The 11,119-nt window shown below is 55.6% G+C and carries 11 protein-coding genes and 4 pseudogenes; 11 read left to right on the top strand and 4 right to left on the bottom strand.

Annotation, left to right across the window (positions count from 1 at the left end; all coding sequences use genetic code 11):
* Positions 1-724: 724 nt before the first annotated feature.
* From ACI2JR_RS26825 to ACI2JR_RS26840, 4 genes and pseudogenes are all read right to left on the bottom strand, one after another.
* Positions 725-1,998, bottom strand: a pseudogene (locus tag ACI2JR_RS26825) (Y-family DNA polymerase).
* Positions 1,998-2,447, bottom strand: coding sequence for a translesion error-prone DNA polymerase V autoproteolytic subunit (gene umuD / locus ACI2JR_RS26830; RefSeq protein WP_462479930.1), 450 nt, complete (start codon positions 2,445-2,447; stop codon positions 1,998-2,000). Before umuD ends, ACI2JR_RS26825 begins: the two are co-directional and overlap by 1 nt.
* Positions 2,448-2,478: 31 nt before the next feature.
* Positions 2,479-3,699 carry an ISL3 family transposase gene (locus tag ACI2JR_RS26835; protein WP_462479939.1) on the bottom strand — a complete coding sequence of 407 codons (1,221 nt, stop codon included), beginning with the start codon at positions 3,697-3,699 and terminating at the stop codon, positions 2,479-2,481.
* A 74-nt stretch (positions 3,700-3,773) separates the two neighbouring features.
* Entirely contained in the window at positions 3,774-4,586 is an 813-nt protein-coding gene (locus ACI2JR_RS26840; RefSeq protein ID WP_462479931.1) for a shikimate dehydrogenase family protein, read from the bottom strand.
* Positions 4,587-4,889: 303 nt separating this feature from the next.
* On the opposite strand from ACI2JR_RS26840, the gene ACI2JR_RS26845 reads away from it, so the two are divergent.
* From ACI2JR_RS26845 to ACI2JR_RS26895, 11 genes and pseudogenes are all read left to right on the top strand, one after another.
* Positions 4,890-5,120: a hypothetical protein gene (locus ACI2JR_RS26845; protein ID WP_462479940.1), complete on the top strand. Its 231-nt coding sequence runs from the start codon at positions 4,890-4,892 to the stop codon at positions 5,118-5,120.
* Positions 5,121-5,669: 549 nt separating this feature from the next.
* Positions 5,670-6,371: a DNA methylase gene (locus ACI2JR_RS26850; RefSeq protein WP_462479932.1), complete on the top strand. Its 702-nt coding sequence runs from the start codon at positions 5,670-5,672 to the stop codon at positions 6,369-6,371.
* Entirely contained in the window at positions 6,371-6,592 is a 222-nt protein-coding gene (locus ACI2JR_RS26855) for a hypothetical protein (RefSeq protein WP_462479933.1), read from the top strand. Before ACI2JR_RS26850 ends, ACI2JR_RS26855 begins: the two co-directional genes overlap by 1 nt.
* Positions 6,593-6,637: 45 nt before the next feature.
* The gene (locus ACI2JR_RS26860; RefSeq protein WP_462479934.1) at positions 6,638-7,048 is read left to right on the top strand and encodes a DUF1380 family protein; all 411 of its coding nucleotides are present in this window, start codon (positions 6,638-6,640) and stop codon (positions 7,046-7,048) included.
* Between the two features lie 53 nt (positions 7,049-7,101).
* Positions 7,102-7,413, top strand: a pseudogene (locus tag ACI2JR_RS26865) (hypothetical protein); the annotation flags it as partial.
* Positions 7,413-7,748: pseudogene (ssb, locus tag ACI2JR_RS26870) on the top strand (single-stranded DNA-binding protein); the annotation flags it as partial. The pseudogenes ACI2JR_RS26865 and ssb, both read left to right, overlap by 1 nt.
* A gap of 50 nt (positions 7,749-7,798) precedes the next feature.
* On the top strand, positions 7,799-8,047 hold the full coding sequence (locus ACI2JR_RS26875) for a DUF905 domain-containing protein (RefSeq protein ID WP_462479935.1): 249 nt from the start codon (positions 7,799-7,801) through the stop codon (positions 8,045-8,047).
* Positions 8,048-8,114: 67 nt separating this feature from the next.
* On the top strand, positions 8,115-10,106 hold the full coding sequence (locus tag ACI2JR_RS26880; protein ID WP_462479936.1) for a ParB/RepB/Spo0J family partition protein: 1,992 nt from the start codon (positions 8,115-8,117) through the stop codon (positions 10,104-10,106).
* A gap of 43 nt (positions 10,107-10,149) precedes the next feature.
* Positions 10,150-10,581, top strand: coding sequence for a conjugation system SOS inhibitor PsiB (psiB, locus tag ACI2JR_RS26885; protein ID WP_462479937.1), 432 nt, complete (start codon positions 10,150-10,152; stop codon positions 10,579-10,581).
* Positions 10,578-10,643, top strand: a pseudogene (locus ACI2JR_RS26890) (plasmid SOS inhibition protein A); the annotation flags it as partial. The gene psiB and the pseudogene ACI2JR_RS26890, both read left to right, overlap by 4 nt.
* A 107-nt stretch (positions 10,644-10,750) precedes the next feature.
* Positions 10,751-11,119 (top strand): transposase (locus tag ACI2JR_RS26895; RefSeq protein ID WP_462479938.1); only part of this gene is annotated, 369 nt, incomplete at its 3' end.

The following is an 11,119-nucleotide window of genomic DNA, read 5'->3' on the forward strand; positions in this document are numbered from 1 at the left end:
ACTTAGTCCATGCATTCTCCGCCGGTCAGCCAGCTGGGACCGTGGTCCCACTTAGTCCATGCATTCTCCGCCGGTCAGCCAGCTGGGACCGTGGTCCCACTTAGTCCATGCATTCTCCGCCGGTCAGCCAGCTGGGACCGTGGTTCCATTTAGTCCATGCATTCTCCGCCGATCAGCCAGCTGGGACCGTGGTCCCACTTAGTCCATGCATTCTCCGCCGGTCAGCCAGCTGGGACCGTGGTCCCACTTGAGCAGAATGCCGCGCTCTATACTCTACAGACTCGGGCTTAAATGCGCCGTGAATTGAACTAAGGATATGGGGACACTCCGCATCTGCAGGCCTCTAGTGAGTGAAAAAGAGATTGCTAGACAGGAGACGAACAATTTTCTTGGCGAGTTGCGTGTCGCCGACTGTGATTACAACCGCGAACGGTAGATGGCAATTGTGTTTACTCAAGCCTGAATCGTGAACTGAGCTTCTGCGGTGGTTACTGCAGAGAACTAGTGGCAGAATTTAGATGCTGGGGCGTATATCCCTCATGTCTGGCTGGCCGCTGGATTATCTGACCGGTTACGTTCAATGTTTCATCGCTACGGACCTTGGTAAAGGCTGACGGTAGTATGACAGACACAATATCTGCGAACCATCTAATAGGCGAGAGCACTGGTGCTTGTACCCATCCTGGTGGCCATGCAAGCCAGACCCGGTCTAAGCCACTCCGGTTTAAAACCTGGCGACCGGTAACTCTTTCCAGCGGGTTGTATATGCCGGCGACAACATCTCCCGCTTCATCTGCCACTCAGGAGCAATACCTCTGCCGGCAAACCAGATCTTACCAAGACCTGAGTGATTAATGCCATTGAGGACTTTCATCAGTTCATCACTGTGCGGCCGTGGCTGTATCTCATCGAACAGGTTCAGCTGAGAGACCCCGTTTGGACTGAAATCGTTCAGCATGACTCCGGCTTTTGCGTAGCGATGGCCTGGTACCCAGATCCTGTCCAGCGCGTTAACCGCAGCAGCGATAATGTCCCGGGTGTCGCGCGTTGGCGTACTCAGTTTTTCCGTTGAGATATTTCCGTAGTACGGTTCTTTGACGGCGAACGGCGAGGTTTTTATGAATGCGGAAATGTGCCGGCAGTACAGGCGCTCACCGCGCAGTTTTTCAGCTGCCCGCTCAGCATACTGGCATATGGCCTGGCGGAGCTCATCATAGGTGGTGATCCGCTGCCCGAAGCTGCGACTGCAGACGATCTGCTGTTTGGGCGGCGGTGCTTCCTCCAGCGAAATGCAGCTCTCTCCGTTCAGTTCCCGAACCGTTCGCTCGAGTACCACGTTAAAGTTTTTCCGGATGAACGTCGGGTTAGTCAAGGACAGCTGCAGCGCCGTGGTGAGCCCATCACCTGCAGTTTCTTCGCTATCCGGTTTCCTACACCCCATATTTCTTCAACCGGCTGCAGAGATAGCAGCTTTGCCGTTCGCCGCGGATTGGCCGGAATCAGCGCCAGCACGCCGCGGAATTGCGGCCACTCTTTTGATGCCCACTGCGCCGACTTCGCCAGCGTTTTTGTGGCGCCGATACCGACTCCGATCGTCAGGCCGGTGCCATTACGAACGTGCTCACGCAGCTGCGCGCCGAAGTCTTCCAGGCCCATACAGTGGCTGATACCGCTGACGTCCAGGAAGCATTCGTCGATGGAGTACTGCTCAACGCGGGGAGATAACTCTTCCAACAGTGCAACCACGCGGTTACTGAGGCTCGCATAAAGCTCATAATTGCTGGAGAACACGTGCAGCTTCTCAGGGAACTGTGTGTCCTTCAGCTGGAACCACGGGGGGCCCATCTTGATGCCCAGTCGGCGTTTGGCTTCTGCGCTTCGGGCGATTACACAGCCATCGTTATTGCTAAGGCAAACCACTGGTTTCCCTCGCAAATCAGGGCGAAACACCTTCTCGCAGCTGGCATAGAACGAATTCACGTCGGCCAGGGCGTACATCAGTCCGTGCCCCGTGTTTTATGAATAAACGCGGTCACCACGCCAAATATCTGCAGCGTCTCCGGGTCCGGGTACAGGTTAGGATAAGCCGGGTTCATCGCCTGCAGGGCAGGGCGGGGGGTCAGCAGAAGTCGTTTGACGGTAAATTCCCCCTCAATCTCGGCAATAACGATATCGCCATGCTGGGGTTTTTCCGCTTTATCGACGACCATCAGATCGCCGGAGTAAAGACCGATGTCCGTCATAGAGTTTCCTATGGCCCTGACGAAATAGGTCGAGTGGCGCCGGCGAATGCAGTACTCGTTGAGGTCCAGTTCTGATTCGGTGTAATCGGCTGCAGGGGAGGGAAAACCTGCCGCGCATCGTTCAGTGAAAATCGGAATCGTGAGTATTCCGGGGTTGAGTGCTGCAGGTGTGAATTTCACCGTTTTATTCCTTTTACTGTACATCTATGGGTCTTCCCCGATCATAGTGGGAGACTCAGAATGCCATATTCAGTTTTCCGAAGTGGAACATAACGCCCAGCTTGAACCGTTCTTTATTCCTGAAGCCCCGTGATTTGATCCTCAGCAGCCGTATTTTACTGTTCAGCGACTCCGCATTGCCGTTCGATACCCGGTTTTTCATTGCATTCAGGATGCCGTAAAGACGCTTTGCTACCATGCGGGCAACACTGACCATGAGCGGTATGCCGGTGTCTTTGGCCCTCACCATCCATTCCTGCCACAGCTTACGGCTATGGTCGTCATAGCGGCGGTGCCACAGATCGCGTGCAAGCTCTTTCATTACCCAGCACTGTCTGGTTTGAGGTAACGCTAGGCGAGCAACTTCTAGCCTCTCTGCCCGGCGTCCGAAGCGGTTTTGTTTGCTGTAAAACCACAGATAGCGTGAACGGTGGGCGCTTTTCCTGTCAGACGACGGGATTTGTTTCATCTCTGCCTGGCGGGTTTTATCAACGACGGCGCACAGCATTTTTGCCACATGGAAGTGATCGAAGGCGATTTTATCTACAGCGTTGGGGAGATGGATGCGGGCGGCGCTGATATAGGCCATGTTCATGTCCATCGACAGCGTTTTTATCTCATCAAGCTGATGATCTCTCAGGCTACGCAGATAACTGGCAAGACTTTCTACACCGCGATCATCTGTCAGTTGCAAAGCACGCCCCTGCCTGTCAGAGATAACAGTGACGTACTGGTGTCCTTTTTTGAAGCCGACTTCATCCACGCAGAGGTGACGTGCCGATAAAGGTTGTTTTATCCGGGCAAGACCCCGTTTAACAGCGCGCATCATTATGCCGTCCACGGCATTCCAACTGAGTTTAAGCTGTTTTCTGACAGCATCCACGGTGCTGACTTTCAGCCATGAGAGAACAAAGGCTTCGAACAGCAAAGTGTAGCGGCTGCCTACTCCTGCCCAGGGAACCGGTAGTGTCTGACAACCGTCCTCGGGGCAGTCAACGCGGGGTACATCAGCCTCAACCCGCGTGGTGAACTGACAGGTGTCGAGGTGACGCCACCTACGACGCCGGTGATCATGTATGGAGCAGGATTGACCGCAGGTTGGACAGGTCAGTTGTGTGTGCTCGGCAATGCCGACAATCACTGTCACTGAACCGGATTTTTCATCAAGAGAAAGGGATTGTACCTGCCACGGTGCGGACAGGTTGAGGATATGGGCATAGAGGGTTTTCTCGTCCATCATATAAACACCAGATAGAATGAGTTATGTGCCCGTCCAACATGTACGGGCATTTTTTTAGTCATAACTGTCAGTTAGTCGACCTGATGAAGCATAAAATCAAGCATTAGCTCAATCTGAGCAGCAAGCATAGCTCTCCCCGTATGAATAGGGAGTCCATGCTGTTCAGCCAGGCAAAGAAGAGGGGTTTTGTCCGGGAAGATGACAATATCGCAAACGACTGTTTTACTGCCAAGCTTCTCAATAGAGAATGGAATATTTTTGTTTTCCCCCATACCCACTGATGTCGCATTAATCGCGATATCCACCTGTTCTGGGGTGCTGGAACCAGAATAAATATTTACACCAGGATAACGATATAAAAGCTTACTTATCAAGTCAGCTGACTTGTCAGGTGTACGGTTGTAAATAATTAATTCTCCAACCTGTTTGGCGGCCATAGCATAAGCAATAGCTGAGCCAGCACCGCCTGTCCCAGCCAGATAAACTCTTTTACCTGCCACATCGATGCCTCTTTTCAAAAGGCTCGATACGAAACCTTCACCGTCAAGCATATCCCCATGTAGTTGACCTTGGGCATTCCTCCTGATGACGTTGCATCCCCCGATTGCCATAGCAGATTCACTGGCTGAATCAATTAATGAAAGCGCATGTCGTTTGTGAGGCATCGTTATAATGGCACCACGAAAATTCTGAATACATTTCAGACCATTTACAGCGGTTTGCAGACCTACAGAGTTTATATGGAGAGGCACCATCAAAGTGTCAGGGATTTGTTTTTCAAGGATGGCGGCATTTATCATGAGTGGAGCGCTGGCCTGAGCGATCGGGTCACCTATGATCGACAACAGTTGCAATTTACCACTAACAATACTGAGTTCATTCATCACTGATACCCGTATGTAAAATAAATTAACCAGACTATTTTACATAGGATTACATGAAAGGCCGGTTTAATGGCAAGTAGAAATGCTGTATCAGCCCCCACAACAGGGGAAGACCCACATCTATACAGTAATTATTTTACCGGCTGCTTGTTTTTGCAAGCCTCTTTATGCCGCTCCACGGTAAACCACTGCTGTGATGGCGAAAAAAGTGTCATACAACAAAAACGCATACCAGGACGGCGCTGACCCCGTAATCCTGTAATATACTAATATCAAATGAATTTCATTCCCGAAGAGGTCTTTATGTCACCCGGCTTCAGAAATGTTCTCCGGTTTGCCGGCATCCCGGTCGACAGCAGTGAACCTGTACGCAGAAAATACGGCAGTCGACTGATTGGCATTGTCACCGTGTGCCTGCTTCCGCTTCTGGTGTTTGACGTACCGCTGTGGATCTTCGTGTTGTCGCAGGTTATCTGGGGGGCGGGCGTTTATATTGGCCTGTCCCTGGTCGGAGACCAGCCCCGGCCGCGCTGATATTTTTTTGCTCTGTTCAAAAAAAGAACAGCTGACGCGACGCCTGCCTTACGGCTCTTCTCCGCCACCTGCCTCCAGGTTATCCACAGAGTTAAACAGACGCTTTGTGGACAGATCAATTGATCGCCCTGCTTCAGTCCGGTACTGCCGACAGGACGAATACGCCTTTCTTTCTCGATGAGTACGCAATGGCTCTCGGGGTATTTCCCAAGGTCGTCGCCTTCCCTGGCTCCGCTTCTTATCCGCGCCGCCTGGCGCGGGGGAAGTAGTCCTGCCGCACGCTGCCAGTGTCTCGCGTCCGGTCTGGTACGGGACGGGCGGCTTTCCGCTCCGGCCCGGCGTCGTTGATAGTTTACGCCAGTCCCTCGCCATTCTAAGGAACGCCCTTCAAGCCGCTTTTGCGGCATATTCTCGCCGTCGAACAGACTGACGGCTGCGATATTCCACAGTCGGCCTGACCCGTGACCGGACGCGAGACACTGGCAGCGTGCGGCAGGGAACGGTATCGCGGTGATGCCTCCTGCCCCCTCTGAATACAGGAGTGCTGCCATGTCCAGATTCATTCTCGGGAACTGTATTGATGTGATGCGCGGATTTCCCGACCGCGCTGTGGACCTTATTGTGACCGATCCGCCTTACCTCGTCGGCTTTAAAGACCGTCGGGGCAGACAGATTGCCGGGGATGTGACGGACGAATGGCTGCAACCCGCCACCCTGGAGATGTACCGGGTCCTCAAACAGGACGCCCTGATGATCAGCTTCTACGGCTGGAACCGGGTGGACCGCTTTATGGCCGCGTGGAAGTCGGCGGGGTTCTATGCCGTGGGCCAGCTTGTGTTCACCAAAACCTATGCCTCCAACCGCCGCAACGCTAAGGCCCGACGCGGATTTGTGGACTACTGCCATGAAGGGGCTTACGTCCTTGCCAAAGGCCGCCCGGTGCCCCCACTCAAACCGCTGCCGGACGTGCTGCCCTTCCCGTATACCGGCAATACCCTGCATCCGACACAGAAACCGGTGGAGGCCCTGCAACCACTGATTGAGTCATTCAGCGCCCCGGGCGCGATTGTCCTCGACCCGTTTGCCGGAAGCGGTTCGACCTGCGTCGCCGCGTACCGCGCCGGACGCCGCTATATCGGTCTCGAGATGCTGGCGCAGTACCACAGAGCCGGCGCCGGACGACTGGCCGCGATGCACCGTGCCGTCAATACCCCGCCGGCGAACGATGAATGGTTCCCGGAGGCGGCGTGATGAACTACGCCGGACACGAAGCCCTGCGCCGTGATATGGCCGGGCTGGCGAACAACCTGTGCGACCTGAAAACCACCCTGAAAGTGCTGGAAGACACGTATCACTGGCGGCATGACGGACTGCCGGAGCGGCTTGCCGGAATAAGCCTGCGGCGTCTCAGCGTCCTGATGAACGAGGCATTCAACATCGCGCTGACGCTGGACGAAAGTTTTCAGGACTGACACCCGGGCGGTAAAACCGCCCCACTGAATCACGGAGAAATAACCATGCTGTACGGCACCCGCAAAGAACTGAACAAAAAACTCAAACGCATGTTTGGCAACGAAGAACGCTATGCCCTGCTGGTCTGGACGAAAGAGGACGTGATGGCCCAGGTAGAGAATATGACGGAGGATGAAGCCCACATTGTGCTCGAACTCATCGGACAGGCAGGCACCGGCGACCATGCCGAAGACGGTATCTCTTTCCGCACCGTTCAGACGCTGTATGCGGGGATTCAGGAGAGCACCCGTCGCGTCAGTGTCCCGGTCGATATGCTTGAAAAACTCACCGATATCGCCGGTCGGGCGCTTAACGATGAAGATGCACGAGCCTGGCCGCTGACCTGCCGACAGTACCCGACCGTCGCCGCGGCGCAGGCCGATATCGACTGGCTCAGGCAGCCGCTGGCTGCTTAACAATCCTGCCCCGTCATCACGGCGGGGCCGTTCACCGAATCAGGAAACCCGGGATGAAAAACGAAACCCTTAACGCTCTTGTTCTGCGCCACGGCGACCGGATGCTGCGCCAGGCTGGCTGGCCCGACGCTGTTGATATGGCGCCCGTCGCGCCCGAAACCGTACCCGGCTGGCTCGCCGCCTGCGGCTCTCTCAGTGGCGCGGAAATCCTCTCGCTCACAGAACAGCTTTGCCAGCCGCTGACGTATGGCCGGGCTGCGTTGTTGATCGCCAGCGCCCGGCGCCTGGCAGGAACCCCGGCGCGCCTGCATCTGTACCCGGCGCAGGCATATCTGCACCCGGAGCGGCTGGCTGACTGTCAGGTTACCTGCGTAAAGGCGCACAGGTCTACATCGAGGGCCAGCTGCGCACCCGTAACTGGCTGGATGATGCAGGAACCACCCGCTATGTCACCGAAGTGCTGGTCGGGCAGAACGGCACCCTGCAAATGCTGGGTGGCCGTCGTGAATCCGGTGTGCCTGAGAGCGCCGCGCCGCAGCCGCAGAGTTCTGCCGCCCCGGCACAACCTGCCGGATCGCCTGTTAAATCCCCGAAAGCGAAGGGCGGTAAAAAAGCGCCTCAGAGTGCCGCTCCGTCTCAGCAACCCCCGCAGCCGTCCCCGAATGATTATCCGCCGATGGATGACACCCCCCCCTTCTGAATCATGATGAATACGCCCCGTTAATGGCGGGGCAGAAAAAGGAGAAGCACATGAACCACAACGTTATGCCCCCTCTGAAATCCCTTCCGGATGGCACGTTCACCCGTGAACAGGCGTCAGAGGTGGCCGCGCAGTATCAGAATGTGGCGATTGAAGACGATCAGGGTACCCACTTTCGCCTGGTCGTCCGTCACCGTGAGGATGGCAGCATGGTCTGGCGCGTCTGGAATTTTGAACCGGGCGGTGAGTACCTGATGAACCGTTATATCCGGGACTATGGGGTACGTAAAACGCAATAAGCAGTAAGAGGTGCCGGACAGGTGGGCTGTCCGGCAGACAATCATCAATATCAGAGAGGTATCAATTATGTCAGTCACCGAGTCTAAAGCAAAAACACCGGCTAAAACCAGCAAAAAAGCGGCTCAGGCTGCAGCCGCTGAAACCCTTAAAGCCGCACTGGAAGCCGCTCCGCTTGAATATGTTCCCCTGTCCGGCTTAGTCAGATCGCCGCTGAACGTCCGCGTTATTCCTTACCCGGAGGCCAGCGTACGCAGCATGGCCACATCCATTAAAGCGGTGGGATTGTTGCAAAATCTGGTTGTCCATACGATGCCGGAAGGCAAATCTGGCGTAGCGGCGGGAGGTCGCCGGCGCGAAGGGCTCAACCTGCTCGCCAGCGAAAAGGAAATTGACCGCGAGTATCTGGTGCCTGTTAAGCGCGTCAGCGACGATGTGGCGCGGCTGGTCTCCTTTATCGAGAATGACGAACATCTCTCGATGCATCCGGCAGAGCAAATCTACGCCTTTCGCGACCTTTCAGCTCAGGGGATGACGCCTGAGCAGATCGGTGTCCAGCTGGGGTACGGTGGCCGCCACGTTAAGCGCATGCTCAAACTCGCCGGGCTGGCACCGGAGCTACTGGCTCAACTGGCAAAGGATGACATCACGATTGAGCAGTGTCAGGCGCTGGCTCTCGAAAATGATCCGACCCGTCAGCTGCAGGTCTATGAAAACGTCAAATCCACCTATGGCCATACCGCACCGTATCTGCTGAAAAGTGCGATTACGGACACGGAAATTTCAGTAAGCAGTCCTGATTTTGAGTATGTCGGGCGTGAAACATACGAAGCTGCGGGCGGTATCGTACGTGAGGACCTGTTCAGTGCGGAAGAGGGGGAGGGTACAGCGGACAAGGTGCTGATTGAGCGCCTGATCCAGACAAAATTGACCTCGCTGGCCGTCGAAATACAGCAAAGCGAAGGCTGGGCGTGGTCACAGGCCCGTAGCGCTCCCCTGCGGACATGGGGAGATGATACGAAGCATTTCCAGCTGCTCTCAGTCCCCGAGGCAAATTTCACCGCTGATGAGCAGCAGCGTCTCGATGAGCTCTATGCCACACAGGCGGCGACCGAAACACACGATGATGAATATGCCATTCAGGCACTGATTGACGAAATGGAGAGCGCGGCCGTCAACCGTGAATGGACACCGGAACAGAAAGCAGAATGTGGTGTGGTGGTCAGCTTCTGGGGCGCGGAAGTGAACATTCAGCGCGGCGTCCGCCAGATAGCCCCGGAGCGGGAGGAGGGTGATCAGGCTGACGGGGAAAAAAACACCGTCATCACTAAAAAAATTGAGCACCCCGTGGACAGCATCAGCGAACCACTGCTGAAAAAAATGTCTTCAGAACGCACTCTCGCGGTTCAGGCCGCGCTGATGCAGCAGCCACAAAAAGCGGTGGCGTTGATGGTCTGGCGGCTCTGCTCCTGCGTGTTTGACTATGGCATGTCAGCCAGTCACCCCTTCGATATGAAAGTCACCGAGCATCACGCATCCCTCGTCAGTGAAGCCCCGGCAGGTAAAACCGGAAAAGCCTGGCTGGCGCTGATGCAGGAAAAGTCTCGACTGGAGGCGCTGTTACCGAAGGGCTGGAAAAAAGACTTCACTACATTTTTCACTCTCGACGGAGAAACCCTGATGGCCCTGATGGTGTACTGCACCGCCAGCTCAGTGTATGGCGTGCAGACCCGGACTATGGGGCATACGACCCGAAGCCCCCTCGATGGCGTGGAAACGGCGATCGGTTTCGATATGCGGGACTGGTGGACACCGACAGCCGCGAATTTCCTCGGATTACTCAACAAAAAACAGATTGTGGAAGCACTGACGGATGCCGGACTGACCGGGGCCGCTTCGGACGCAGAGAAAATGAAGAAGGGCGACGCCGCCAGCCATGCCGAAGAGTGGCTCTCCGGTACCCGCTGGGTGCCGGGATGGATGCAGTCCCCGGATGCGGCAAAGCCGGACGATGCACAAGCTGAACCGAACACTGACGAACCCACCTCACACGCTGCCTGATAGCGAAGACGCCGCCCTGTGGGGCGGCAATAAGGAGAAGCATATGCACACGATCATCACCACCGACGTCCTGAAAACCATGTTCGCCGGAGAGCTGGAAGACTACCGCGCCGCCGGCGAAGATTTTCGCCGTGAACTCACCCATGCCGTGATGCGGGACCTGTCCTGTCCGGCGAGCTGGGACGTCAACGGAGAATACAAATGCGAGTTCGGCGGATTCTTTCCGGTACAGATCCGTTTTTCCCCCTCCCACGGGCATTTTGATGTGGCAGTCTGCAGTCCTGGAGAGCTGAGTGCGCGCTGGATGGTCGTCTTTGTGACCCGTGGTGGCCAGCCGTTCTCTGTTGTTCGTAGCATGGAAGAATTTAACCCGGAGTTGATCTCCCACACGCTGGCATTGATAGCGTGTCTCGATACTGACGGTTATTCCTTTGCCAGCATCATCAGTACCCTGGCACAGGAGGGCGAACTATGATCCCCTCATCCCATGCCATTGTGACCCTGAAACCGGCACGCCAGGCTGCTTTGCAGGCCATCAGGTAGAGTCTTAGGTCGTGGTGTAAATTCGGCAGGATGGTGAGAGCCATCGGCTTATCCGGTAAGGTAATGGTTAATCAGACGATTATCTTAAAAGGAGTCAACCGATGGCTGACAACAGCATGACATTCAGTAACACCCTGGCGCAACTTGGTGGTGAGGATTTTTTACGTGAGCTCACCGAGTTCATGCTCAACCGCATCATGGAAGCCGATGTCACCCAGCGTATCAACGCAGGGCCTCACGAGCGCAGTGACGAGCGTGAGACCTGCCGCAACGGCTACCGTGACCGCCAGTACAACACCCGCCTCGGCACGCTCGACCTGCGTATCCCAAAGTTGCGCGAAGGCTCGTACTTTCCGTCCTTCCTTGAGGCCAGGCGGTTGTCGGAGAAGGCGCTCAACGCAGTAATCCAGGAAGCGTGGATAAATGGCGTCTCCACCCGCAAGGTGGACGCCCTGGTCCAGTCGATGGGA

The organism is Klebsiella sp. NPDC088457, from assembly GCF_044900465.1.
In the GTDB taxonomy this organism is placed as follows: Bacteria; Pseudomonadota; Gammaproteobacteria; order Enterobacterales; family Enterobacteriaceae; genus Klebsiella.

What these genes read in the sequence shown, in the direction of transcription:
- umuD (WP_462479930.1), bottom strand. Translation starts at nt 2,447, where the DNA reads ATGTACAGTAAAAGGAATAAAACGGTGAAATTCACACCTGCAGCACTC.
- ACI2JR_RS26835 (WP_462479939.1), bottom strand. Translation starts at nt 3,699, where the DNA reads ATGGACGAGAAAACCCTCTATGCCCATATCCTCAACCTGTCCGCACCG.
- ACI2JR_RS26840 (WP_462479931.1), bottom strand. Translation starts at nt 4,586, where the DNA reads ATGAATGAACTCAGTATTGTTAGTGGTAAATTGCAACTGTTGTCGATC.
- ACI2JR_RS26845 (WP_462479940.1), top strand. Translation starts at nt 4,890, where the DNA reads ATGTCACCCGGCTTCAGAAATGTTCTCCGGTTTGCCGGCATCCCGGTC.
- ACI2JR_RS26850 (WP_462479932.1), top strand. Translation starts at nt 5,670, where the DNA reads ATGTCCAGATTCATTCTCGGGAACTGTATTGATGTGATGCGCGGATTT.
- ACI2JR_RS26855 (WP_462479933.1), top strand. Translation starts at nt 6,371, where the DNA reads ATGAACTACGCCGGACACGAAGCCCTGCGCCGTGATATGGCCGGGCTG.
- ACI2JR_RS26860 (WP_462479934.1), top strand. Translation starts at nt 6,638, where the DNA reads ATGCTGTACGGCACCCGCAAAGAACTGAACAAAAAACTCAAACGCATG.
- ACI2JR_RS26875 (WP_462479935.1), top strand. Translation starts at nt 7,799, where the DNA reads ATGAACCACAACGTTATGCCCCCTCTGAAATCCCTTCCGGATGGCACG.
- ACI2JR_RS26880 (WP_462479936.1), top strand. Translation starts at nt 8,115, where the DNA reads ATGTCAGTCACCGAGTCTAAAGCAAAAACACCGGCTAAAACCAGCAAA.
- psiB (WP_462479937.1), top strand. Translation starts at nt 10,150, where the DNA reads ATGCACACGATCATCACCACCGACGTCCTGAAAACCATGTTCGCCGGA.